The 25,187-nt window shown below is 39.7% G+C and carries 26 protein-coding genes, 1 pseudogene and 1 riboswitch; of the genes and pseudogenes, 7 read left to right on the plus strand and 20 right to left on the minus strand.

Annotation, left to right across the window (positions count from 1 at the left end; genetic code table 11):
• Positions 1-27: 27 nt before the first annotated feature.
• Positions 28-864: a hypothetical protein gene (locus WG932_RS00435; protein ID WP_483086521.1), complete on the minus strand. Its 837-nt coding sequence runs from the start codon at positions 862-864 to the stop codon at positions 28-30.
• The gene (locus WG932_RS00440; RefSeq protein ID WP_483086522.1) at positions 825-1,292 is read right to left on the minus strand and encodes a Gfo/Idh/MocA family protein; all 468 of its coding nucleotides are present in this window, start codon (positions 1,290-1,292) and stop codon (positions 825-827) included. The genes WG932_RS00435 and WG932_RS00440 overlap by 40 nt, the downstream gene beginning before the upstream one ends.
• A gap of 415 nt (positions 1,293-1,707) precedes the next feature.
• On the opposite strand from WG932_RS00440, the gene WG932_RS00445 reads away from it, so the two are divergent.
• Entirely contained in the window at positions 1,708-1,947 is a 240-nt protein-coding gene (locus WG932_RS00445; RefSeq protein ID WP_041935222.1) for a DUF7218 family protein, read from the plus strand.
• 707 nt (positions 1,948-2,654) lie between these two features.
• Here WG932_RS00445 and topA read toward each other — a convergent pair.
• Positions 2,655-5,012 (minus strand): annotated as a pseudogene (gene topA / locus WG932_RS00450) (type I DNA topoisomerase).
• A 169-nt stretch (positions 5,013-5,181) separates the two neighbouring features.
• Between topA and WG932_RS00455 the strand changes: the two are divergent.
• The 3 genes from WG932_RS00455 (at position 5,182) to WG932_RS00465 (ending at position 8,339) form a co-directional block, all read left to right on the plus strand.
• Complete coding sequence (locus WG932_RS00455) at positions 5,182-5,577, plus strand: SixA phosphatase family protein (RefSeq protein WP_483086523.1); 396 nt, start codon at positions 5,182-5,184, stop codon at positions 5,575-5,577.
• A 123-nt stretch (positions 5,578-5,700) separates the two neighbouring features.
• Entirely contained in the window at positions 5,701-6,774 is a 1,074-nt protein-coding gene (locus tag WG932_RS00460; protein ID WP_483086524.1) for an agmatinase family protein, read from the plus strand.
• 170 nt (positions 6,775-6,944) lie between these two features.
• A complete protein-coding gene (locus WG932_RS00465) occupies positions 6,945-8,339 on the plus strand; it encodes an MATE family efflux transporter (protein ID WP_483086525.1) in 1,395 nt (464 codons plus the stop codon).
• Between the two features lie 525 nt (positions 8,340-8,864).
• Here the strand turns inward: WG932_RS00465 and WG932_RS00470 are convergent.
• From WG932_RS00470 to WG932_RS00500, 7 genes are all read right to left on the minus strand, one after another.
• Entirely contained in the window at positions 8,865-9,350 is a 486-nt protein-coding gene (locus WG932_RS00470) for a hypothetical protein (protein WP_483086526.1), read from the minus strand.
• A gap of 35 nt (positions 9,351-9,385) precedes the next feature.
• Positions 9,386-9,658 carry a hypothetical protein gene (locus tag WG932_RS00475; protein WP_483086527.1) on the minus strand — a complete coding sequence of 91 codons (273 nt, stop codon included), beginning with the start codon at positions 9,656-9,658 and terminating at the stop codon, positions 9,386-9,388.
• A 47-nt stretch (positions 9,659-9,705) separates the two neighbouring features.
• Positions 9,706-10,818 carry a CASTOR/POLLUX-related putative ion channel gene (locus WG932_RS00480; protein WP_483086528.1) on the minus strand — a complete coding sequence of 371 codons (1,113 nt, stop codon included), beginning with the start codon at positions 10,816-10,818 and terminating at the stop codon, positions 9,706-9,708.
• A gap of 580 nt (positions 10,819-11,398) precedes the next feature.
• Positions 11,399-11,683, minus strand: coding sequence for a Trm112 family protein (locus tag WG932_RS00485; RefSeq protein WP_149394079.1), 285 nt, complete (start codon positions 11,681-11,683; stop codon positions 11,399-11,401).
• Complete coding sequence (locus WG932_RS00490) at positions 11,680-12,327, minus strand: thiamine phosphate synthase (protein ID WP_014021593.1); 648 nt, start codon at positions 12,325-12,327, stop codon at positions 11,680-11,682. Before WG932_RS00490 ends, WG932_RS00485 begins: the two co-directional genes overlap by 4 nt.
• Positions 12,324-13,376, minus strand: a complete 1,053-nt coding sequence (locus WG932_RS00495; RefSeq protein ID WP_483086529.1) for an AIR synthase family protein — start codon at positions 13,374-13,376, stop codon at positions 12,324-12,326. Before WG932_RS00495 ends, WG932_RS00490 begins: the two co-directional genes overlap by 4 nt.
• Positions 13,377-14,099: a class I SAM-dependent methyltransferase gene (locus WG932_RS00500; protein ID WP_014021595.1), complete on the minus strand. Its 723-nt coding sequence runs from the start codon at positions 14,097-14,099 to the stop codon at positions 13,377-13,379.
• A gap of 69 nt (positions 14,100-14,168) precedes the next feature.
• A riboswitch (TPP riboswitch) is annotated at positions 14,169-14,263 on the minus strand.
• A gap of 170 nt (positions 14,264-14,433) precedes the next feature.
• On the opposite strand from WG932_RS00500, the gene WG932_RS00505 reads away from it, so the two are divergent.
• From WG932_RS00505 to WG932_RS00515, 3 genes are read left to right on the plus strand one after another with little or no spacing between them, the layout of a single operon-like run.
• Positions 14,434-14,970 (plus strand): hypothetical protein, encoded by a 537-nt coding sequence (locus tag WG932_RS00505; RefSeq protein ID WP_483086530.1) that lies wholly within the window; start codon positions 14,434-14,436, stop codon positions 14,968-14,970.
• 49 nt (positions 14,971-15,019) lie between these two features.
• Positions 15,020-15,925, plus strand: coding sequence for a hypothetical protein (locus WG932_RS00510; RefSeq protein ID WP_483086531.1), 906 nt, complete (start codon positions 15,020-15,022; stop codon positions 15,923-15,925).
• Positions 15,913-16,347, plus strand: coding sequence for a D-arabinono-1,4-lactone oxidase (locus tag WG932_RS00515; protein WP_483086532.1), 435 nt, complete (start codon positions 15,913-15,915; stop codon positions 16,345-16,347). The genes WG932_RS00510 and WG932_RS00515 overlap by 13 nt, the downstream gene beginning before the upstream one ends.
• Positions 16,348-19,050: 2,703 nt before the next feature.
• Here WG932_RS00515 and WG932_RS00520 read toward each other — a convergent pair.
• From WG932_RS00520 to WG932_RS00565, 10 genes are all read right to left on the minus strand, one after another.
• Positions 19,051-19,671: a hypothetical protein gene (locus tag WG932_RS00520; RefSeq protein ID WP_483086533.1), complete on the minus strand. Its 621-nt coding sequence runs from the start codon at positions 19,669-19,671 to the stop codon at positions 19,051-19,053.
• Positions 19,672-19,673: 2 nt separating this feature from the next.
• Positions 19,674-19,829 (minus strand): hypothetical protein, encoded by a 156-nt coding sequence (locus WG932_RS00525; RefSeq protein WP_483086534.1) that lies wholly within the window; start codon positions 19,827-19,829, stop codon positions 19,674-19,676.
• A gap of 32 nt (positions 19,830-19,861) precedes the next feature.
• A complete protein-coding gene (locus tag WG932_RS00530) occupies positions 19,862-20,134 on the minus strand; it encodes a hypothetical protein (protein WP_483086535.1) in 273 nt (90 codons plus the stop codon).
• Between the two features lie 456 nt (positions 20,135-20,590).
• Positions 20,591-21,331 (minus strand): catalase family protein, encoded by a 741-nt coding sequence (locus WG932_RS00535; RefSeq protein WP_483086536.1) that lies wholly within the window; start codon positions 21,329-21,331, stop codon positions 20,591-20,593.
• The gene (locus tag WG932_RS00540; protein WP_483086537.1) at positions 21,298-21,546 is read right to left on the minus strand and encodes a hypothetical protein; all 249 of its coding nucleotides are present in this window, start codon (positions 21,544-21,546) and stop codon (positions 21,298-21,300) included. Before WG932_RS00540 ends, WG932_RS00535 begins: the two co-directional genes overlap by 34 nt.
• The gene (locus WG932_RS00545) at positions 21,539-22,915 is read right to left on the minus strand and encodes a Dyp-type peroxidase (RefSeq protein ID WP_483086538.1); all 1,377 of its coding nucleotides are present in this window, start codon (positions 22,913-22,915) and stop codon (positions 21,539-21,541) included. Before WG932_RS00545 ends, WG932_RS00540 begins: the two co-directional genes overlap by 8 nt.
• A gap of 35 nt (positions 22,916-22,950) precedes the next feature.
• The gene (locus tag WG932_RS00550) at positions 22,951-23,352 is read right to left on the minus strand and encodes a hypothetical protein (RefSeq protein ID WP_483086539.1); all 402 of its coding nucleotides are present in this window, start codon (positions 23,350-23,352) and stop codon (positions 22,951-22,953) included.
• 17 nt (positions 23,353-23,369) lie between these two features.
• Complete coding sequence (locus WG932_RS00555) at positions 23,370-23,570, minus strand: hypothetical protein (protein ID WP_483086540.1); 201 nt, start codon at positions 23,568-23,570, stop codon at positions 23,370-23,372.
• Positions 23,571-23,640: 70 nt separating this feature from the next.
• Complete coding sequence (locus WG932_RS00560; RefSeq protein ID WP_483086541.1) at positions 23,641-24,273, minus strand: hypothetical protein; 633 nt, start codon at positions 24,271-24,273, stop codon at positions 23,641-23,643.
• Positions 24,274-24,528: 255 nt separating this feature from the next.
• On the minus strand, positions 24,529-25,185 hold the full coding sequence (locus WG932_RS00565) for a hypothetical protein (protein WP_483086542.1): 657 nt from the start codon (positions 25,183-25,185) through the stop codon (positions 24,529-24,531).
• Positions 25,186-25,187 lie beyond the last annotated feature (2 nt).

Here is a 25,187-nt window from a genome sequence, read left to right on the forward strand (position 1 = left end):
ATTCTGGGTATTCCTTTAATGTTTTAATTAAATGGTATAGGGTGCTCTCATGGGCTGATCTATAAGTCTATTTGCCCCTTCATCATTAATAAACGCTAATTTCACAGGGTCAAAATGTAAATCTCTATTCAGCCTCAAAGCTGCCAATCCCATATTTACAAGGGTACAAGAACGGAACCCATTTTGCTCGTTCAAGGCAAATTTCTTTCTGTTTTTAACTGCATCGACAAAGTCTGTCACTTGTGGGGCAGGTTCTGGGAATTGAGCCAGTTTTCTTTCAAGATTGGGTATGTCAGATTTAAATCCTCTATATAAATTCCCTTCAGGCCCCTCGATATAAGGTGCCTCAGTGGTCCCTTCCCCATCCAATATTATTTGGCAACCATCTTCATAGGTATAAGTGATCTTTCTCCAGGTACCTACGGCTTCCGGATGCTGTTGTGGAGCGTCAACTTCCACTTTTACCGGGCTTGTTTCATCCTTACCCAAGAAATATTGTACCGGATCCAGGTAATGCTGTCCCATGTCTCCTAGTCCACCTCCATCGTAATCCCAATAACCTCTAAAAGTACCATGCGTTCTGTGTTCATTGTATGGTTTGTAAGGCGCAGGGCCCAGCCACCTGTCATAATCCAATTCCTTAGGTATTGGCATTTCATTTAAGCCGGTTTTTCCTACCCAGTAAAATTTCCAGTCAAAACCGGTTAGTTTACCCACAGTTACTTTTAAAGGCCAACCCAGCATTCCTGAGTCTACCAATTTCTTTATATTTTTAACCTCAGTATTCATTCCGTAGAAATTGCTATCGAAGCGAAACCAAGTATTTAACCTAAATACATTTCCATGTTGCTTGACGGCTTCCATGACTTTTTTCCTTCACCAATAGTTCTGGTCATTGGTTTCTCACACCATATATCTTTCCCTTCCCTTGCAGCATCTGCAGCCATGATACCATGCCAATGTGGAGGAGTGGCAATGTGAACTATGTCCACTTCAGGGAGTTGAATCAGGTCCCTATAATCAGCAAAAGTTTTGACAGTTTTACCTAAAGTTTCTTGAGCAATACCTATGTGGCGGGTGTCCACATCACAAATTGCAACAGTTTTGGTTCCGGCATAATCAAAATGTCCTCTCCCCATACCGCCTACACCAATGATGCCTTTCGTCAAATGATCACTTGGGGCCAGGTGTCCTTTTCCCAAAACGTGTCGGGGTACAATACTTATACCTCCTAGCGCCAAAAGGCTACCTTTTAGGAAGCTCCTTCTGGAATTTTTTAAGTTACTGCTCATATCTTTTTAAAATTTTTCTGAACTAATGATCCGTGAATATATTTCCTTGTAAAAGGATAAACAAGTAAAAATGGATTTAGGGTAAAATTTTTCTGTGAAAATATATGTCAAAATCAATTTGGAATGGTTTTGGTTATAATTTACATATAATTAAACAAAAAAGACCAAGATGAAAAATACAAAAGGAAGCAGAAAAGAAGAAGATTTTCAGGACAATAGCTTTCTTGATGCTCAGGAAGAGGCTCAAGATGGAAAGGCTGAAAAAAATCATCGGAAGAGAAAGATTTAGAGCAGTCCAGTAAAGCTGCCAAGGATGCTTTGAGAAGAGCAAAAAATGCGGACAAAGATGTAACGATCGAAAGTGAAAAATACAGAAGAGAAAAAAGTGAAAACAATGAGTAAAAAGGATAATAAAATGAAAAGGATTAAAAATGAAGCGCAGTATGAAGCGCTCAGAGATCAAGGATACAGTAAGGAAAAATCAGCTAGAATTGCCAATTCTCCAGATACAAAGACTGGAAAGAAAGGGGGTAAAGCTGCCCCATACGAAGAATGGACCAGAGAGGAACTCTATCAGAAAACAAAAGAGATTGGCATGGAGGGTGTAAGTCAATTGAATAAAAAAGAGTTGATCGAAAAATTAAGGAATCACTAAACCGGAATAAACCTTAGTTTAGTGATTAATTAAAGTTAAATCTCAGTAATATTGGAGAGGTGGCTTTAACTTATATGGTGCTTTTTATTGATCCCTTCTATTTTTTTAGCCCTTCTCCAAAAGAAAAACAAGATAAGTACTACTATTGGTAATATAATAAAGATTACCAAATCACTGGTCTTTGACGGGTCCACAGGATCTGTTGGTTTGGGAGTCCCTTTTGTATTTGGGCCAAGAGGGGAAAAGGAATGAGCGCAAAAAAAGTTAAGGCTAATCGCTGAAGGAAATTATCATTAGCTTTCACCTTGTAGTTATCTATAATTCTTAGAAATAAATTTTTCATTTTAAACATGTTTTTATAATGATTATTTGTTTCAAATGCGTCAAACTACTTTAAGTTTTACTAGCTGGAGAATAAATAATGGCAATTTAAATGGTTGTAATACGGCTAGGGAAAATACAATTTAAGTTTAATCCCTCTTGAAACATTCCATAGAACCACTTCCCCTAAAAATTTGCAAATACCATATTGTAAAACATCTGTTTATCTACAACAGATTTTTAAGTAGGTTGCACTACTTCTATAACCAACAAATAATAGGCCAACTGTAAAAAGGTATAATAGATTAATCCTAATAACCGGTCTTAAATGGTAAAAATTTTTGAAAGCTTAAAACATAAAAAAAGAGGCAGATACTTATCTGCCTCTATAATTGATTATTTTTTAGCTTTCTTTTTTGCCGGAGCTTTTTTGCGGCCGTCTTTTTTGGTTTGGCCTTTTTAGCATCCCCCTGTGTTTCGATAAGTTTCATGACTTCTTCGTATGTCAAAGATTCTGCCTCTTTGTCTTTAGGGATCTTAAAGTTGCTTTTGCCCATCTTGATATAGGGGCCCCACCTACCATTGAGTACCTGAATTTCAGGGTTTTCATCAAAGGATTTAATATGCTTTTTGGCATCTGCCTCCCTTTTGTCTTTAATTAACTGAATGGCTTCATCCAAAGTAACTGAAAGAGGATCGTATTCTTTGCCTAAAGAAACAAATTTACTATCATGCCTGATATAAGGACCAAAGCGCCCAATGGCAGCGACCACTTTTTTATCTTCAAAAGTACCTAAATCTCTTGGAAGCTTAAACAACTCTAAAGCATCTTCTAAGGTAATGCTTTCGATAAACTGTCCCTTACGAAGGCTGGCAAATCGTTTGTCTTCATCTTCTGCATCCCCAATCTGAACGAGTGGGCCAAATTTTCCAAGTCTTGCAATTACTACTTTGCCTGATTTGGGGTCAATTCCTAACTCTTTGCTTGAGTTAACATCAGTTCGCTTGATGTTTTCTGTAAGCTCAACCTTTGAATGGAAGTTTCCATAAAAATTTTGAATCATCTCTTCCCAAGGTTGATCACCTTGAGCAATATGGTCAAACTCCTTTTCGACTTTTGCTGTAAAAGAAAAGTCAATCACATTTGGAAAATGCTCCACTAGAAAATCATTGACCACCATGGCAATATTTGTAGGAAACAATTTGTTCTTTTCCGTTCCTGTGGTTTCTGTTTTTTCTGCTTCTTTGAATTGTCCATCACCTATGGTCATTTCAATGTATTTTCTTTGAACACCATCTCTGGATTCCTTCACCACATAATTTCTTTTCTGCACTGTAGAAATTGTAGGTGCATAGGTAGAAGGCCTTCCTATGCCCATCTCCTCTAATTTTTTTACTAGGGATGCTTCTGTATACCTCGCCGGTGGACGAGTGAAAGACTGGCGCCCTTTCATTTCGATTAGCTGTAAAACTTGTCCTACTGTCAGTGGAGGTAATAATCCTTTTCCTGTTGTTTCTTCTTCCTCCTCATCATCAGTGCTTTCAAGGTAGACCTTTAAGAATCCTTGAAATTTAATTACTTCTCCACTTGCACTTAATGTTTGGTCTACATTTGATATGGCTATGCTAACATTTGTTTTTTCAAGTTGTGCATCTGCCATTTGAGAAGCAATGGATCGCTTCCAAATCAATTCATACAAGCGCTGCTCATTCCTGTCTTTACCGGCATCATGTTCGGCAAAAGAGGTAGGCCTAATGGCTTCGTGGGCTTCTTGTGCCCCTTCAGATTTTGATTTAAATTTTCTCTTTTTATGATATTCATCCCCATAAGCCGACTTTATCTCTTTTTCTGCATCCTTTAATGCATCATCAGATAAATTAAGGCTATCCGTCCTCATGTAGGTAATTTTACCTGACTCATATAGCTTCTGGGCAATATTCATTGTCTGGGCCACAGAGAAATATAACTTCCTACTGGCTTCCTGTTGCAATGTTGAGGTTGTAAAGGGGGTGCCGGACTTTTCTTTGCCGGTTTCGTTTCGAGAGATTTTATAGAAAAGTCAGCTTCTAAGCATTTTTCAAAAATTCCTCTGCCTCTTCCTTGCTCTGGAATTTCTTTGGCAATTCTGCCTGCAGGGTTTTACCTTCTACATCGAAAAGGGCTGTTATTTTAAAAGATACCGTAGGTTTAAATTTATCAATCTCCCGCTCCCTGTCCACAATGAAACGAACGGCTACAGATTGTACCCTACCTGCGGAAAGCCCTGCTTTTATTTTTTCCATAGTACCGGAGAAAGCTCAAAACCAACAAGTCGGTCGAGAATTCTTCTTGCCTGCTGTGCATTTACCAAATCATAATCGATGCTTCTTGGACTTTCTAAAGCCTTGGTAATGGCAGATTTGGTGATTTCCCTGAAAACGATCCTTTTTGTATTTTCATCTTTTAATTTAAGTACCTCTTTTAAATGCCAAGAAATAGCTTCTCCTTCACGGTCATCATCACTTGCTAGGTATACAGTGTCTGCACCCTTTACTAATTTTTTAAGTTCTTTAATTACTTCCTTTTTGTCCGAAGTTACCTCATAGGTAGGTTGGAACTTGTTTTTGATATCTATGGCATTTTCACCCTTAGGGAGATCTCTTACATGCCCGTAGCTGGAGGTGACTTTAAAGTCTTTCCCTAGGTAACCTTCTATTGTCTTGGCCTTTGCAGGAGACTCCACTATGACTAAATTCTTTGGCATGGTTAATTTCTTTAAAGATAAAAATAAATGGAACCAGGTTAATTCCCATAATTCAAGTCCTAAAAATAGATGTCATATTATTCTCTTCCAAATATTCATTCAAAGCAATTTTTATTGCCGACAAAATTTCCACATATTTATTTTTCATTTTGAAGTTTAAATAAAGGACATGGCTAAGGAATTATTGTTGGTGCGACATGGGATTACAGAGGCTCCCGGTTTTGATAAAAATGACCTTAAAAGGGATCTAATAAAGCCCGGAATTGATCAATTGGAAAGGTTAGCCAAGCTTTTGAATTCAAATGGACAAATTTGTGACCATATGGCCCATAGCCCCGCAAATAGGTGTAGGCAAACTGCGCAAATTCTTTCATCACAACTTGAAGTAAGGAAGTCCTCAGTGGTTATGGATATATATCAGGCCGGACATGGAGAGTTGCTCCAAGTTTTAAATAACTTCGAAAATGAAGATACCCATGTAATGATGGTGGGACATAATCCGGGTGTAAGTCATTTTGCAGCTTTCCTTACAGGTGAAGACCATTTGCTTTTTCACCGGGAATGATGGTTCGAATTGCCTTCTATGTGGAAGAGTGGGAGCATATTTCTAAAAATAGTGGCGTACTTATAGAAATTCTGCAATAAAGAATGCTTATGATTTTTATCAATAACCCAAAAGTGAAAGAGAATGTCAGCATCAGAAAAATTATCCCAAATCTCTAAATTTGATCCCAATGGCGTAGGTGTCAACACAAAGCTATTTGGATTACCCTTTACAGTAGATATGGCGGAGATGGTGATTCTTCCTGTGCCATGGGAGGTGACCGTAACTTATAGAGAAGGCACTATCAATGGGCCCGAAGCAATTCTCAAGGCTTCCACCCAAGTAGACCTTTTTCAAGAAGATATTATTGATGCGTGGAAAATGGGAATTACCATGCTACCCATAAACGAACTGCTTAAATCCCAAGGTGTGCAACAACGAAGCATTGCCAATGCTTATGATCAATGGCTTGAGGCAGGTGAACCTGAAACGGTAAGGAATCTTTATGAAAAAAGCCCTGAAAGAATCAATGGAGCATGCGAGAAAATGAACGATTGGGTTTATCAGCATGCAAAATTGTACATTGAACAGGGGAAAATAATCGGATTGCTGGGAGGTGACCATAGTACGCCTCTTGGCTTAATTCGAGCAATGGCAGAAAAGCATTTCTCTTTTGGTATTCTCCAAATTGATGCCCATGCAGATTTACGCCCAGCATATAAAGGCCTTGAATACTCCCATGCATCCATTGCCCATAATTTTATGAAAATTCCGGAAGTGAAACACCTGGTCCAAGTGGGTGTGAGAGACTTCTGTGAGCAGGAATGGGCCTACATTCAATCTGAAAAAAGGATCTCATTGTATACTGACGACCAACTCAAAGAAGAGCAGTATCAGGGAGTAAACTGGAGTGAGATTTGTAAACGGATTATTGCAGATCTACCGGAAAAGGTGTACTTGACAATTGATATTGATGGCCTTTTACCCCATCTATGTCCCAATACAGGTACTCCTGTTCCGGGGGGATTGGATTATCAGCAATTGATGTTTCTAATTAAAATGCTGGTCAAATCGGGAAGGCAGATTATCGGTTTTGATTTAGTAGAAGTAGCCCGTGGGGAAAGTGGAGATGAATGGGATGCCATTGTTGGAGCCAGAATTTTGTATAGGGTTGCCAATTTGGTAGGGCTTTCACAGGGGAAATTATCTTGGTGCTAATAATATTATATATAAGTTTGAAGACATCATTTAGGGGATTTGAAAGTAGATTTTATACGATTTCTGCTCATCCTATCAAGAATTCTTTGGTTTGACCCCATCTTAATTTATCGGTTGAAAGTGGATCATTGGTTCCTATAAAGACACAAGGCTTGGCTATTGAATTCCTCATGAAGAAGTTACTTTCTATTTATCGTATGATTTTGCTAGCCATCCGTGGCAGCGAACAGGATTTTACCAAATTGCCCATTAAAACCGGTATTTTTCTTTTGGCAATTCCCATGATCTTGGAAATGGTCATGGAATCCCTTTTCGCGGTAGTTGATATATTTTTTGTGGGCAAGCTTGGGGAACATGCCGTTGCCACTGTGGGGCTTACAGAAGCCGTGTTGACCTTGATCTACTCTTTGGGAGTAGGCATAAGCATGGCCGGTACGGCTTTGGTGGCACGGAGATTTGGTGAGAAAAAATTCAAGCAAGCAGGGACCTTGGCTTTTCAATTGTTACTGGTGGGCATTTTGGTCTCCCTGGCGCTGGGAATAGCAGGATTCTTATATGCCGGCAAAATTTTGCAATTGATGGGGGCAGAGATGGAAGTTTTGGAAACAGGAACCTCTTATACCAAGGTGATTTTCGCAGGGAACACTGCCGTGTTGTTACTGTTTCTGATCAATGGTGTTTTCCGTGGAGCAGGGTCAGCTCATTTGGCTATGCGTGCTTTGTGGATTTCCAATGGGTTAAATATTTTCTTGGACCCTCTGCTGATTTTTGGCTTAGGACCTTTAGAAGGCTTGGGTTTAACTGGTGCAGCTTGGGCCACCACAATTGGAAGAAGTTTAGGTGTAGTATACCAACTGTACCACCTTTTCAATGGGAAGCATCGCTTGGTGATTAGGGCTGACAACCTGATGGTGCGTTGGGAAACCCTTAAAAAGATCATTCAAATTTCACTGGGGGGTATGGGGCAATTTTTGGTTGACTCTGCTGCTTGGATAGTACTTACCCGTATAGCGTCAGAATTTGGCAGTGCAGCTGTGGCCGGGTATACCATTGCTTTTAGAATACTGCTTTTCAGTCTTATGCCTGCCTGGGGTTTGTCTGCTGCCGCAGCCACCCTTGTTGGTCAAAATCTAGGGGCAGGAAAAGCGTTCAGAGCGGAAATAGCTACTTATCTTACGGCCAGGTACAATTTTATTTTTCTTGCCTCCGTCACCCTGTTTTATTTGCTTTTTGCAGATTATTTGGCTGGAATTTTTTCGCAAGATGCTGCTGTAAGATCCATTGCAGCTGTTGGGTTAAAAGTAACCGTATTGGGTTATGTGTTTTATGCTGTTGGTATGGTGATGGTGCAAGCTTTTAATGGGGCTGGCGATACCAAGACTCCGGCCTATATCAACGTGGGTGTGTTTTGGTTACTGGAAATTCCCTTAGCCTATTATTTAGCAATTGTACTTGATCTCAATACTATGGGGATTTTTATAACCATTGCCTTTTGTCATTCTTTGCATGCCTTGATCGCTCTCTGGTTTTTCAGAAAAGGCTATTGGAAATTTGTTAAAACCTAAAACCATAAAATGGAATTAAGGCCAATCGCAACAAAAAAAGCTACCGGCTTTCTAAATACCGGTAGCTAGGGAAAATAGGTTTTGATAAGGTAGAATGTGTCCGTTTGAGCTTTACCTTATTTCTTTATCAAATTTATCAAATATATATCTACAGGAGGGTATTCAAATGTAATCATTAAGGGTATAAAATGTAGTCAAATCCTTCTAGAGGCCTATTTCTTAAGGATAGGTAAAGTTTATACATATAAAATAGTGTCCCTATTCAACATTGACCAAAGGGTGCAGGCAACAATATATTAGCCTTTATTTTTTTAACCTGTATTATGAAATAAGATTTCTCCGTCCTGATAAAAGTTAGGAGTGAAGTCTGTACGGTGTTAAAGGGAAGGATTGAAATCTCTTGGAGAATCAGGCTTCTTGGGAATTTTAGCCTAGCACCGCAATGATGAAATTGAAAGCAATAAAGAAGTTGCTGATTTTACAGCAATTCTAGCACGTATAGATTGTCTATTGTATTTTTCGGGTTTAATAGACAGTAGTGAGGATTACCAGACTGTCCACTTCTGATAAGTTCAATACCAAATCTTTTGCAGGATTCAGTAAAAGTTCTTTTCCATGGGCTCTTTCTATAAATATCCCCAAAGCTGTTTCACCATGGGACTCTGCTTGGGCTTCTAATTCCAAAAAAGTAGCAGTGGATCCATTCATGGCATATTCTTCTATCTTTCGAAAGATCATTTCCGGACCCCCAACAGTGAAAAGTTCATTGTATATGCTATAAAGTTCCCTTTGCATAGCAATGCCGGCCAATAGGTGACTTAATACCATCGGACTAATAATCACTTCACTCTGAAATGGCTTTAACAAGGATTCGTTGCTTGGATCAGCCAATTCCAATAATATAGATGGGGTCTTGTTCGAATTTTCTAAAATCTCTTCTATAAGGACAAAGCCTACCATTGTTCTAGCATCCGCCTCTTCTTCCTCCTCCATTCTGTCGCTACTTAACATTAGAATATGATCAAAAGTTGTGACTTCAATCCTTTTTATGACAGACCTCTTACATAATCTGCTACAATATGATCGATAACAATTCTTTCGGGGATTTCATTGAAAATCCCAAAATCTTTCGTTCTCTCCTGAAGTGGTTTTAAAGAAACTAGCCTTATAAAATAAGATTCATCTTCATAAGTTGTTAGTTCTTTAATTAGAGAAGGTACGTGTTCATTCCAACCCAAAATTAGAATACGATTTACTTCACCTTGTTCCTCAACTTGCAAAGGATTTTTATTGGAAAATTCTAGGCTATCATTTTCCAAAATCTCTAAATCCGCTTCTAAATCCGAATATTTTCTTGAGATTAAAATTAATTGATCTCCGGATTCAATTTTTGCTTTCTATCCGGGTTCAATAAAGGGATGTATTTTCCCTTTTCTTCTTTCACGATACCTACAACTATCGCGCTTGAAAAGGCTTTCTTTACAGCCCCAAATGAGAAATCAATAGCTTCGGGAAACTCCTTAGTAAAAATATTGTTTTTTGTCAATTGGGCCAATAGCTCATTATATACTTGAGAAAGTCCCGGGTGACGAATGTTTTGTGCCATCAATCGACTGATGATCGCATTACTTCCTATAATTTCTAATGGGCCATTATAAGACCTGTAAGCAGCATTGATTTTATTGTCATCTTGGATTTCTGCCACCACATAGGGAAGGTTGGTAATATTAAATTTTCTAGCTTCAGCATTTAATGAAAGTAAACATTTAATGGTTTCAATGTCTGGATTAATCAGTTCTTTTCTGTCATAGGCCAAACTGGGAATTATGATGACAGAGGCATTCAAAGCATCTACTCTCCGCAAATGCTCTCTGTCTATGGCCATTCCTGTCCTTAAAATTATTTCATGTGCCTTTCGGCCTATCATGGGGTTGTCCTTTAATTCCTGCATTTGAAAAGGACTCACCTCCTCAGAAAGTATGATCAGTTGTAACTTTTTAATATTTAATTTTTCGAAAAGCCTTTTTAGGTTGCCTGCAGATTGGAAAATTTCTGCTGCTATATGAATTGTACGATTGGACCAGCCCAAAATAACCATGTGATTATTGGCTGTTACAGGGGTTAGCCCTTGTTCTAAATGCCTGATTTTTCGGTTCATCCATGTGGTAATAATCGCTACCAAGGAACCTAAAAAAATTACGTAGCCCGCAAGGGTTAATAGGGTTGAAATAAAACGGCGCCAATTACCTTGATCGTCTCCCAAATAGCCGGGATCAGTGAGCCTCAAGAAAGCCCACCAAATGGCTTCTCCCAAGGTTTGGCTGGGGCTATTGGTCGGAACTACCAGCAAACCTCCGATAATTGATATCATGCCTATCAAAGCAGCTACGACCAATAATTGGTATTGGGCACCCTTCACCAACTGCCTTTCCAGGGTAAATAAAATTTTTCTCCGAATTCTAGGTCTTTTTAATCGCATAAACTACTTGGAAAAGGAATCTTTATAGACGCCAATATAGATATTATGTTAGAATAAACGATAAAGATTCCTATTGCATACAGTAGCCTTTTATATTTTCTGACCTGATTTCAGCACCTAATAAAGGTTTATTGAATATTTCCGGATTAAGGCCTTAAAAAATTTCAAAACATGCTATAATGATTTCCCTAGATGGTGAAAAACCTTCACCTAATACCAAATTAGGACTTGCTGAAGATATAAAATAAATCTAGGCCACAACCAAGTATTAAGCACTGCTATCAATTAAGAATAACTCGGATAGAGCGTGGATTGGACATGAAAAAGCCGAAATAGTTTGGGCTATTTCGGCTGTTGATTACCTTCAATGAACTCAACTCTCTCCAATCAAACTTAATCTCAAATTAGGCAATAGAATTTCCTGGACTTTCTCAGGAAGTTCGCTAAGGTGAAACTAAAACAGTATGGATGAATTTTTATCGATTTCATCACGTAATAGAAATTCCATTCCATATTTCAGGTTAAAATAGGGGAAGGAGTGAGGAAGGTAGCCCATATTATTTCAGGTGATTTGTTATTCTCAATCTGTTTCTTTCTCGCTTTCTATCAATCTGAAATTGCTAACAGTTTTACCTTCCAAGTGTTTGCTCCATTTCTCCAATAAAGGTTTCTCTAAAGAAAGTTCCCTGTATTCGTCTGGATTCATAATCGGCAAACCTTTTACGATCGGGTAAATTCTTTTACATTTACTGCAGTGGAGCCAACCTTCTAAAACGCGTTTTTCCGTGTCTTCTGTAATGGTTGTTAGGCTCAAGTCGGCTTTATCAAATGGGCAACATAGTTTATTTATGGTGGATAATCTCATGATTGATTCTTTTGAATTGAATTTAAATAATTTTGTAAGGCCATCTCGGGGTTATCATTCTGCATCACCCCGGAAATGATCGCAATTCCCGAATAGGGGAGTGCATGTAGCTCAGGTAGGTGCCTTGTCTTGATTCCACCTGCTAAGAATACCGGTAGGTTTGTAATTTCAGCCGCCTTCCTAATGGATTCGAAACTTACCAAGTCACAATGTTGAGTAGTAGAAGTAGGGTAGACGGAGCAGAATGAAACATAATCGAAGCCCAGTAGGTCAGCCTGATGGATCAGATTTAGGTCGTTATTTACTGTCAATCCTACTAAATGATTTTTTTGGGAAAATTCAGGGATTCCGGACAAGTTAACCGGAATGCTATCTAGATGAATGCCATCAGCCTGACTAAGCTTAAGCAAATCCCATCTGTTATTTACCAATATGGGAAAATTATAAGCTGAAGCCAAATTGACTACTTTATTGGTAAATGCTACCGCATCTTGCGTTTCTCCAAAATTATCCCAAATTTGAACAGCAATAAGAGGGAAGGTAAACAACTTTTCTAGTAAAGAAAATAGCTCCTCCTCAGGTTTATCTGAAGGGTCAATCACCAAGTAAATGCCTTTTTCAGATTGTAGGTTTAGTTTTTTCATTTCCAGCCTTTTTTATATGCTTCATAAAATGCGGCCCAGTAGGGGTCGACCTCCTGGTAGGGTAAAGGGGTAAGTTTTCCTTCCTTTCGAAGCAAAACACCCTTATCTGGACTAGTCAAACTACCAATTTCAGCACAGGGAATATTTTCTGTTTTCAACCGACCTATGATTTCCTGAACTTTATCTTTTTTGCAGGCAATCAACATGGCCCCTGCTCCAATGCAATGATTTGGATCCAGTTCGAAAAGTTGGCAAATAGCCTTTTGAACGTCACCAACAGGGATCGATTGTTCCGCTATAATTGCACCACAATTGGCTGCTGTAGCCATTTCATAAACAGCACCCAAAACCCCACCTTCCGTTACATCATGCATGGCCGTGACCTCTTTGTTTTCAGGTTTTCCTCTTGCCACCAGCGCATCTTTCAACGAGCTTGTTTGATAAAATGATGCTTCTGCTTGTTGGTAAATTTCTTTCCCGAGTTTGTTAGCAACTGTTTGGGGAAAACACATGCCCAGAATAGCCGCAGAAGAAATTGCTGCTCCTTTAGTAAGCAGTAAACTATCTCCCTCCTGAGCTTTGGTAGTGGTTAAAATTTGTTCAAGTGGTGCAATGCTAATAAAGGTGCCCCCACCGGCAATGGTGGAATTTTGTCCTTCAACAAAGCCCGTATGTCCTCCTGTAATATTCACTCCTAGTGCCGTGCAATATTCATGAATATATTGCCAATATGTTTTAAATTCCTCCTGACTAAAGGTAGCCGGTAAATTCAAAACAAACTGACCAAATTGTGGAGCGAATCCGGTGGTAGACATGTCGTTGGCCATCAGGTGAACCGAGAGCCAAGCCGACTCTTGTAATCCCAAGCTAGGGATCAAGGAAAGTGGATCACTAGTGAGTGCCATGCCTTGGTCTCCGGCTAAGGCCACCACAGATACATCAATGCCAAAGCCCGGTTTTACCCGAACATTTTCATTGGGTTTTCCACAACGTGAGGTAATAAAATTACCTAACATATGTTCATCAATCTTTCCAGGTTTTTGGCTCATTTATTTGACATCATTGAACTGAACATAAAGACCAAAGAAATCCCCATAGGGCATATTCCATTGTTGGACTGGAAACCACTTAGGCAAACCGGTGCAGGACCAGGTTATGGTATAATCTCTCCCCGCTAATGCCTCTTCGATAATTTTGATAAGGTGTTTTGGGGTGTAAAATGTGGCTGTCACATAAAAAGGGTTTTTGCCAAATAGTTGTTGCACCCTGCGTCTAAGGACTTTGGGAGAGTTTTTGTTCATCATTCCCATGGCTATACCGTATTTGCCAACCCTTGCCGCTTCACGGATTACCTTGACAGGATCTTTGTAATATTCAAATGTTGTAATAAAAGCAAGGGAATCAAAAGTGTGGTCTTTGAAAGGCATATGGTGGGAATCTGCCATCACCAAGTCCCCATCAAATAAATGAATTGCTTGGGATAACATCAATGGGGAAATGTCTCCACCGGTGGACTCAATGCCTATTTCTTTCCACCACCTGGTAAATCTGGTGGTGCCACAGCCAAATTCCAGTAAGGTCTTTACCCTTTTGTCTTTGGTGACCAGCTGTTCCATTACTTTTTTCTGCCAGATCTCGGCTCTCTTATACCGGCCTTCATACCAAAGTTCATAAGTGTCGGTATGGTCTCTGTTGAAGAACCATTCAGGCCTATTTTGCCAGTTACGTTGCTGCTGTGGGATCAGCCCCATTTTTTGTTTTTCTATTTCCATTTTGTCATTCTTTTTTTAAAAAAACATTCGAACGGATAATACCAGTGGAATGTAGCTTCAAATCACAAAAGGAAATCTGGCTTGCATCCCTACGTTGGCATTATCCAAATCAGGTTTCGGGTATTTTCTCAGCCGGTTTAAGTCCAGCACCCCGTGCATACAATAATGATTACAAAGATATTCAATAACCCATGTAAAGCAAGCAGTCTTAACTATGGCTGTATGAAAGAGAAGCTGGAATTCTAAATTAATAAAGGGTAAAATAGGTGTATTTTTAATATTTTCGATAAATTAGATAGTTGATTAATGATTTTTAAAATATAAGATTAAATACATGTCCGCATTAACAAAATTTATTACCTGGAAGAAAGGTAACACAGTAGTTTCATGGGTACTTTTTGGCTTATTGGTTCAGGTGATATTTAATCGAAAGAATGTACCGGCACATATAGAGGTGCTGGATGATACACTTACCCATCACTGTTCAAGGACTAAGAGGAATCGATGGGTTAGTGTCATTAATTTTATGGTAACCCCCAGATTTGTTAGGAGATTGGTTGAATCCCAATTAAACAAAAATATGGTTGAGCATGAGCGAGTGATTTTGTCGCTCGATAAAGAATTGACCAAGGATGATTTTTTTGACAAGGACAAGCCCCACAGGCAAAAGTGGGGCAATTGGTATGGCAACCATTTTTCGGAACCATTGAGATTTTTTGTCCCAGGAAATGGGGATTATAAAAACTTTTCTCCTAATAATGAGGCTTGCAATAGGTATGATTACAAGGGTTTGATGGAGGTAAGTGAATTGGTGAGAAATGCCGAGAAGGAAAAAGAAAAGTACGGGCCGTTGGTTCCGGTCATGCTTTGACTGCAGTGGCTCAATGTGAAGATTTTTGGTTTGCACCCAAAACATGAACATGACCCAGCGACCTGCTGAAGAATGGATCAAAGCGGATTATAAGGATGGTTTCGATGTAGAAGTGAATTATGGCAATAAAAAGTCCTTGGAAAAACACTACCTTTTTGAAACTGGAGGTGGGACCAAGATCCGGCATCTAATAGAGGCCTTGACCGATCATGGCTTGGCATTGATCAACCAAGGTGGGTCCAGCATCCAGTCCATTACAGGTGCCATTGCCACTTCTACCCATGGTTCGGGAATAGGTATCGGTCCGGTGTCTGCTTTTGCCAAGTCAATGACCATTGTTGGCAAGGGAGGCAAAATTTTTCGAGTAGAACCTAGCGATGGTATCACAGATCCGGAGGTATTCAATAAAGACGGAAAGGTCAAAGAATATGGCATAGAATTGATTCAGGACGATGAGAAATTCAATGCAGTTATGGTGGGAATAGGCTCTATAGGTATTGTTTTTTCAATGATTCTTGAAGCCCAACCCAATTACCGACTTTTTGAAGAAAGAAAAAGGTACAATTGGGAGGACCTTAAAGCAGAGATGCAAAAAGATGATTTACATCATTTTATAAATCAACACCGTCATTTTGAGGTGTTGATCAACCCTTATTGTGATCTTACTGCCGAAACTGAAGAAGGCCAAAAAAGAAAATGTTTGGTAACTACTAGAAATTATTGTGAAAATTCCAACAGGAAACAGGCCGGTAGAGAGCGGAATTATATCTCTTCATTTATTTCTGGCATAGCCATTTCCGGAAGGCTTTCCCCTTGGGTGTTCAATAAAAACCACCAGTCCATTCCTGCCATGACCAATAATTCTATTCATAGATTGATTGACCATAGTGGAGATGAAGGGGAGGTTTTGAAGACGATTGCCGTTTTGTTTTGGATCAGGGCTTGGGAGAGTTAAAATTTTATGGCTATGCCGTAGAATTTGGTTTTCCTTTGGAAAGGGTTTTTGAGGCAGTAGATTTGATTATTAAGGTGTGCGAAGAAGCCCAAGCTTACCAACACTTATTGGCGGCTCCTTTTTCTTTGAGGTTTGTAAAACAATGTGATGCCCACCTATCCATGATGAATCAGCACGATACCTGTATGATTGAATTGGTAAGCGTGAAAGGGGTTACCGGAAGCCTCCCGCTTTTTAGGCGTTTAGAAAGAGAATTGTTGGACTTTGGAGCCATACCACATTGGGGACTATCTGTAGAACCCTGGTACAGAGCAAGGGTTGAAAAAGCCTTTCCCAGGTTCAAAGACTGGGAGGTTCAGCAAGCTTTCTTTGGTGGGGATACTTTCAAAAATGCATTTCTGGAGCGGATTCAGGATTCCTAATTTGGGTTATTTGGAAAATTTCATTGTTAGTAAATTCGTGGCACTTATCAAATAGGTTTAAAATTTATAGGCCATAATCATGATTGTATACCTTTTGTGTTGTAAAGAGGAATTGTTCAACCCGCTGTCGGGGTTGAGGAATAGCTGTGGAATTGGCCGTCCAGGGTTTCACACGTGGTTATTATTGTTGAAACCTTTCAGGCTTCTTTCGTATAATTTCAGTTTGATTTTAAATCTTATGGGTAAAATTAGGTTTATTTAGTCAAGCAGTTCCCTCCCTGAAATAAACACAGAAAGAGCAGATAATATTAATTTCCGCCTTGTAGATTTTCGGCGTTAAGAAATTTAAGCAGAGCTTGGCAAGGGCGACACTGTTTGACGAAGTTTTTGGACTAGGTAATTAACATGAAATAATGCAAAATGAAATGCCAAAAACAAGGAGTTTGCCTGTGTGCGAGAGGCTTATGAAATTTTAGCCGAAAAGATACTCAGCAACGAGAGCTTTTTCCCGATGTCTCTGGACAGGTTGGTTACTTTTTGGGCCTGTAGCAAAAAAGTAACAATTGTATTTTTATTTGTATATGTATATAAAAATCGGAAATATAATACCAAGATTTTACTCTCGAGTGTTGCATTGGATATTGTCAAATTGGTTTCTGCATTTTCAAAATGATAATTCTCGAAATTAGTTGCCGTCACTGTGAACCTTTAAGGCGGGCCAATAGTGCGTGCGGCAGTCTCGCCATTGTTGAGATTCCTTCGACTTTCTACGCTTCAAGACTTCGCAAAGTCTCGGAATGAAGGATTTCAAAAATCAGGGTTAAGGAGCCACTGGCATTAGCGGAAAGCCGGTTTCACTTTTGGGCTTACTGAAGGCTAATGCCCTAAAAGCTAACTCATTAACATCCCGGGTGCTCCTCCTGCATCCGGATTACCCCGGGCTACAAAGGTACTCCCCTGGAGTGCTGAAATTCTACTGGTAAATATCGTGGAACCTATCCATTAGATTTAAAGCCTAACATCCTGAAAACTATGATTGTATACCTTTTGTGTTGTGAAGAGGTATTGTTCAACCCGCTATCGAGGTTGAGGAATAGTTGTGGAATTGGCCATCCACGGGTTTGACCCGTGGTTATTATTGTTGAAGCCTTTCAGGCTTCTATCGTATAATTTCAGTTTGATTTTAAATCTTATGGGTAAAATTGGGTTTATTTAGTCAAGGAGTGCCCTCCCTGAAATAAACACCGAAAGAGCAGATAATATTAATTTCCGCCTTGTAGATTTTCGGCGTTAAGAAATTTAAGCGGGGTTGGCAAGGGCACAGGCACTGTTTGACGAAGTTTTTGGACTAGGTAATTAACATGAAATAATGCAAAATGAAATGCCAAAAACAAGGAGTTTGCCTGTGTGCGAGAGGCCTTAAATTTTAGCCGAAAAGATACTCAGCGGCGGGCTTTTCCCGATGTCTCTGGACAGGTTGGTTACTTTTTGGGCCTGTAGCAAAAAAGTAACAATTGTATTTTTATTTGTATATGTATATAAAAATCGGAAATATAATACCAAGATTTTACTCTGGAGTGCTGCATTGGATATTGTCAACTTGGTTTCTGCATTTTCAAAATGATAATTCTCGAAATTAGTTGCCGTCACTGTGAACCTTTAAGGCGGGCCAATAGTGCGTGCGGCAGTCTCGCCATTGTTGAATTCCTTCGACTTTCTACGCGCAAGGCCGCAAAGGTCTCGGAATGAAGGATTTCAAAAATCAGGTTTAAGGAGCCACGGCATTAGCGGAAAGCCGGTTTCACTTTTGAGCTTACTGAAGGCTAATGCCCAAAAGTAACTCATTAATACCCCGGGTGCTCCTCCTGCGTCGGATTACCCCGGGCTACAAAGGTGCACTCCTGGAGTGCTGAAATTTACTGGTAAATATCGAGGAACCTATCCATTAGATTTAAAGCCTAACATCCTGAAAACTATGATTGTATACCTTTTGTGTTGTGAAGAGAGGTATTGTTCAACCCGCTATCGGGGTTGAGGAATAGTTGTGGAATTGGCCGTCCACGGGTTTCACCCGTGGTTATTATTGTTGAAGCTTTTCAGGCTTCTATCGTATAATCTGGATTTGATTTTAAATCTTAGCAGGTAAAATTAGGTTTAGTGATCAAAGCCAGTTCCCTAGATACAGGAAATACAAGTAATGTAAATCGCTTAATCTTATGAAGGGAAAAAGGGGAATTTTTCGATCCCAATTCTCTGGAAATTCATTAAGCTTTCTACGAGTAATGTCCCTGCAAAGTCTCGGAATGACGTTTTTCGGTCACTGAGCTTGTCGAAGTGCACCGAATTAGCCATACCATTTCATCATTAAGAACCCTTTTTTGGGAGGTGTAGTGAAGGGAAAGGAAAGGGAGTGGCAATCTTAACAGGTTGGAGATTCCTTCGATTTTTTCTACACCAAGCTCCTGCAAAGTCTCGGAATGAAGGATTTCAAAAATCAGGGTTAAGGAGCCACTGGCATTAGCGGAAAGCCGGTTTCACTTTTGAGCTTACTGAAGGCTAATGCCCTAAAAGCTAACTCATTAACACCCGGGGTGCTCCTCCTGCGTCGGATTACCCCGGGCTACAAAGATTGCACTCCCCTGGAGAACTCCATTGATTACTAAAATCTTAATTCCTTCATTTTTAAAATGTCGATTCTCGTAATTACATGCCCTCACTGGTAGCCTTTGGGCGGGGAATTGTAGGAATTAGGTTCTTTGGGACTTCTTCCATAATTTTTTTTAGTTGATTTAGCTCAAAGCCAATTTTCAATTGAAACCTGGAAGTAGAAATGCTCCGACTTTCTTTGAATAAGGGATCCCAGGTCAGGAAAAATACTGATTGAAGCCTTTTTCCAATTGGAATGCTTCTTCCGGCCCCTAAACCCGATATCCAGATGACTCCATCAAAATTTTTGTGTTCATAACCAGGGGCATATGCCACGCTAAGCCTACTTCTTGCCAATTCTCCCTGAACCATCCATTTTCCAAGGGTAAAGCGCAATCCTCCTTTAATTCCTTCACCGGTACTTACAGGTCCTATTTGACTTTTAAATTGACGTTTGGCGATGATTCCGGCATAGGGGTGCCACTGACTGTTTATGCTGTATTTTATACCTAGGTCTATAAAAATTCCCTCCGCAAATGAGGTCAATGGATCATACCAAAAGTATAAACCTGTTCGGTTAACAAATGGAGCATTTTTCAAGCTTTTGGATTCCCTAAGGTTAAATTTTTTAACTGATTTTTTCGCCTCCTCCACTTGGATATTTCCCAAGGAGTCCATACTTATTTTGCTATAGTTATTTCCGATGTTCCGTAAGTATTCATTAGTAATACCCTTGGTTTTTCTTTAACCATAGTTTGAGCTTTGGCCATGGTAAGTGTTGGACTTATTTTTTCACGTACCAATTCTTCCACTGCGCCTTTACCATAATAATCCATGGTGGTTGCACCGGTAGATTTTATCTGATTACTTAGGGGCCCCCTAGTTTTTGTTCGAGTTCAGGCATCAGCTGTTCATTGAAAATTGCTTTCAAGTTTTCCTCATTTTGCCTGATAATTTTTTCTATGGCAACCATATCCTTTGCTTCATGCATGGCTGCCTGTGACTTTTCTACCTGACTTAAAAGGTAATTGGCGGAATTTTTTAATTGTTGACTTGAAGAACTTGTTTGAGAGCTTAATCCGAGAAGCATGGCTTTTTCCTGTTCGATAATTTTTAGCCCACGAATCTTTAAACCATTCACAAGGCTATCTTTTTGGGTACTGTCAATTTTACTTTCCTGTAGTTTTCGGATTTCCCGATTTAGAGAATCGTAAGCTTTTTTATGGATTGTATTTGTCGAATTTCCTCTTTAAAGGGAAGTGGCTTTCTAATCAAGGAAGTTGTAGGGGGTTGATGAAGTAATCCGTTTGTGGGTAACGGAACGGGGCCTTTGATTGGGACTTGGGCTGCGATAGAAAAAACAAGCAGATAGGTAAAGAGCAAAGATAGGCAAGTCTCTTTCATGGCAGGACTTTTTATTGGGTCTCAAAACTGCATTGATCAAAAAAATGGCTGAACAGAAAATCAATAAGGTAATGGTTACCTCAGTTGATGAATTGTCCTCAACTAAAATACCAAAACTAATTGGTATATGCAAGTAATTGAAAATGAGAATGGTATTGGTTTGTGGGCAGTTGATGAATTGGATCGGTGCTGATCAATTCTCTTTTCGATAGGCCGCCAATTCTTTGTAAACCCTTCGTCTTGCTCGATTGATACCGCCAACAGGTTCGTGATCAACTAATCCCATCCAAGGAGAAAACTCCAGCGTTTCTCCCATTTCTATTCGGCCTTCACAGTCAAAAGATTGCTGGGGAATATGTAAAGTGGCCACGGGAATTAAGGGAGCCTTCCAGGCAATTGAAGTGTTTTCCAATGGCTGGTCTTTGTCATTTTTGTGGACTTGCACATTTAAAGTAAATCCGTTATCCCTTGTTTCACAGTCTTTTATTAATTGGGATTTCAAAAAATTATCCCCCTTTTCTTCATTGAGTGTATAACCCAAATTGGCTTCCATAGGAGTTAAAACAAATTTGACATACAAATTGGGACCAAATTTAAAAGCTCCCCCCGAAAAATAGGTTTGTGAGAGCAGGTTGTCGTGCTTTTTACTGTACTTAAATGTCAGGTAAATACTTCTCCAATGTGAAGGGTTGAGGGCAAATTTAACCTGTTCCCAAAGACCGAACAACACGGCTTTTATGGCTTTGGCGTACAAAGAAATATTCCAGGCCGATAGAATTGGACTAGTGGTCAATAAAAAGTTTTGGGTGGGTACTCCTATGGGATCCTGCTCAATAATGTCTCCCTGAACGCCCATTACTTTAATGGCCAAGCCTCTTCCGGAGGCCGGCTTATCTGATTTTATCTTGGGGGTGCATTTGAAAGCCTGATCCATGCCTCATAGCTTCTTGCCTCTTTAAAGAGACCTTGCCTAAACTCTTCCGGTAAACCCTCTGCTATACTTAAGGTGCCTTTTAAAAGTCCATGCATTTTGGGATGGAAATTTCTAAGTTTCTTACCATTCCGGTATTCCTTGTCCAGGTAATCCTTCATGGTCCGGATCAAGTCTTGAATCTCCTCTTCCTCTCTGGTATTTTGGTTATCATTCATGGTTTGCGATGTATTGTAAGGCTTTGATTCCCGGAAAAAAGAAATAGGCTCCACCTTTAATTAAGGTGAAATTGGGAAGATTGCTATACTTTTTCCTAATGGGGTAGTTGGGGACACTAAACTCATCCGTTTTGTAGTGGCCATTATTGAAGTGGTTGCCGATGATGGGGTCAGCATCATTTTCCAAACCACCGAATTTATGAAAGCTTACCCAATTGTTCTGAACAAATTCAAATTGCCTTCTGATGTCTGTTACCATACAAATAAAATGTAGGCCTCTTTCTTGATCATCATCACCGGAATCCATAATGTTTTGCGGGTCAAGTTCCGGAGTGACCGGTGGCCCGTAAGGTCTGCCTTTTCGAAGCAATTGATGTTTGGCTGCCATTTCGGAGGAGTCTTTTTTACTTGTTTCGGTCACCAAGTGATCCCTGGGGTTGGTTCTTCTGATATGGGCACCTAAAGGGCATTTTAGTCCGGCTTGGTCATCGTCCCAATAACCAAAATCGTTAGATTCTGATAATTCGGGATCGGGAGCCATTGGGCAGCGGGCCAGTGGGGAACCATCCGGCCACCTGCCCACCATTTTACTTGCCAATTTGATGGCTTCCCCTTTCTCTCCGGTTTGCTCCTTCATGTATTGCCAAAAACTGTGGACATTTTGATGCATCTGTCTGAAGACCAAATAGCTGCCATTCTTGCCCAAATCCTTTCTCTCCGGGAAATCCGGATGCACAGGCAATATCCCTTTGGTATCCAGCTCGAAAGGGACATGGGGAGCAGGTGCATATTCATCATAGAGGTTTTTATAGCCTATGATAAATTCTCCCGCAGGAAAGGTGGTAATGTTTTCAGGTGGTGTTTCATTCAATAATTCCCGAATAACCGGCCTGGAGATAGCATCCCGGAACCCAAAATGTTCCTTCTGATGCTGCAATAGGCCCGTAGGTAGCGTGTGGATTAATTCAATGCCGCAGCGGTCTGTTTGTTCTTTTATTCGAAGCATGCTTTTATCCAGCTGCTCCTGGTCTTTGGCATAAACCATCAACAAAAAATGTATGCTGTCTTGTCCCCAATCCCAATGATCCGGGTCATTGTCTCCTATATCCCCCAACACAGCTCTTCGTTGATCGGCAGTCATGCCTTCTTTAAATTCTCGGCAAAAGCTATTTAAAAGAGGTGGAGGTAACTGAAGAAAAGAAAGTCCTTCATAGGTAAAAGCGATCTGAATGGCCTCTTTTTCAGGTTTTTCTTCGGCATTAGTGATCAATGGGACTATTTCTTTCAAGAAATCACAGGAGGTAGCAGGATCTGTGCAGTTGTACAATAAAAATCTTGCGCTTTTTAGGTTTCCATGACCACGAACCATAAGCCCCTGAATGTCTTTTTTCCAATTTCATAGGTTCAAATCGTTAATAGCCATTTTTTTATTGCTTCATTATCCATTTCTTTAAACAAACCTTCTCGGAAAGCTCGGTTTCTTTTGAGGTTTTCTACGCTTTCATACTGGTTTCTACTGTACCAAAATTGAGTGATTTTTTGGTGGGCCCGGACCCCTTTCATGTATTCAGATCTGTGGTTGTATTGTTTATGAATCAACCAACGAGTGGCAGGGAAACCAAATGCATGACTGAAAATAACGGCCATGTTTTTGGTCCTTCTTTCACTGTCTACAAAGTCATGGGCATAAGCCTCAGATAGGTTGTCGAAGTTGGCGATAAAAACCAATCTTTTCCCCTTGTCCAGTTGCAACCACCTTGCAGTATGCACTGTGGGGATATAGGTGAAGTAGGCCAGCAGCCCCACTAGTTTTAAACTTACACCTAAAAAGCCCTTCTGATCCAGCCATTTTTCAATGGAGCAATGACAGTCATTTCATTAATAACCGGATTGGTTTCCAAGGCAACGATCTTTCTTACTTCCTCATCTGTCAGTTCCTTACCCGGTATATGCGGTTTTTTTTCATTTTGGCGAAGCAGCAATAACATTCCCCCATCAACAGGAGAAACAATGGGAAAACCCATGCCATGACCTTTACAAATAATGCATCCACAAAAAAACTTAGAACAATACAAACAATGGAGCATGCCATGATCAAGCCGAAAATGACAAGGGGAAGAAGCATCTGTATTTTATTTTTCGGGCATAAGGAATGCCCGAAACAGCCCAGTTGAGTGTGGGGTTATTGGCTACATAAGACTCAATTTTTTGCTTTATTTTTGAAGGTGGAAGTTGGGCACCCTCCGGATCTGTGTTCATTTGCCGGGCATACTCCCATACTTTGGCTTTAAGTTCTTTCTCCCTGACCACATCTGTAGTACTGATAAATTTAAAACCACTATAAAAAGTGTTGGGCACAGATTTATCGTGAAGAAAAGCGATCATTTCTGATTCCCCTGAATAACTAACAGGAAACTCCTCACTTTCCCCAAACACCTTCTTTAATTTGGGCTCCAAAAAGGCAACTAGCTCTTCAATGTGTTGGTTTTTATCACCAACATAACTTGTCATTAAAATAATCCTGGCGGGAAGTTGCTCCTTTTCCTCGTAAACCTGTGTGGGTAAGGTCAACCAGCTGATAAAAAAGGTGCCGGGCAAAGCTTTCTCATATTGTTCTCTGTTGGTCTTTAGCTCATTTCGAAATTGAAACAATAGGGCATTGACATCTGCTAGTTTATCTTCTTGTAACGTAACGGTAACTGTAAGCCCTTTATGAATTGTAGACATAAACCTTATAATATTTGATACAATATAAAAAAATTTTATTTCTATTTAATAAAGAAATGCCATAAATAAATAAGGTTTTATTTGAATTTTATAGAAAAAAGAGGATGATATAAAGTTCTGTGAGGGGAATCCTATTGGAGTTATAAATAGTGCAAACTTCGCTAATTTCTTATTTAGAGTTCTTCTTATTGAAAAGGGATATTTTCTTAAGGAATTAGGTAACGGTTGGGTTATCGGCAATTGAAATACCTGATATTACTTGGGCCTTACAGGTCGAAGTTTAAAATATTGGTTGGATGATTTGTTCAATAGTTCTTGGATGGTATTGAAATTCGCTTGGTCCGGAAGTAGGTTGATAAATTTCCCAATGATAATACTCCTTTTATAGACAATCATGGTATTGTTCACATCCGGATTTATTCTGTTTAGGTGGATTTTTGAAAGGGTGTCAGAGAATGACGGGACAAAGGTCAAAGCTACAGATTGTAATTGAATTTGATTTCCTAATTTCTCTAATTGGAGAATTCGCTCGTTTTTATGATAATTCCGCTCATTGCCATATACGAAATATACTTTTAGGTGCTCTTTTCTAAGGATGCTTTCCTTGTCCAAGAAAAGTAACCATTTTTTAATATTCGACCAATTCGGCCTATTACCAACAAAATACAAAATACCATGGTACCAGCCATATTTGCAAATGGGACAGGTTTGTGTCCCTTTATCAGGACCATAAGCATGGTAGGGGGTAAAGGAATAAATGGCTTCACCTATTGCATTGCCTGTGCTAAAAGCTGAATCAGGGGTCATCAAATTCTCCTCTATATTTGAGCCTAGAAAAATATTTCTCTCTCCCACCCAAAGGCCATTAATTTCAATAAAACGGATGACACCATTGCCACCTCTTTCTTCCATTT

It is taken from the genome of Cyclobacterium sp. SOCE241 (assembly GCF_056867545.1).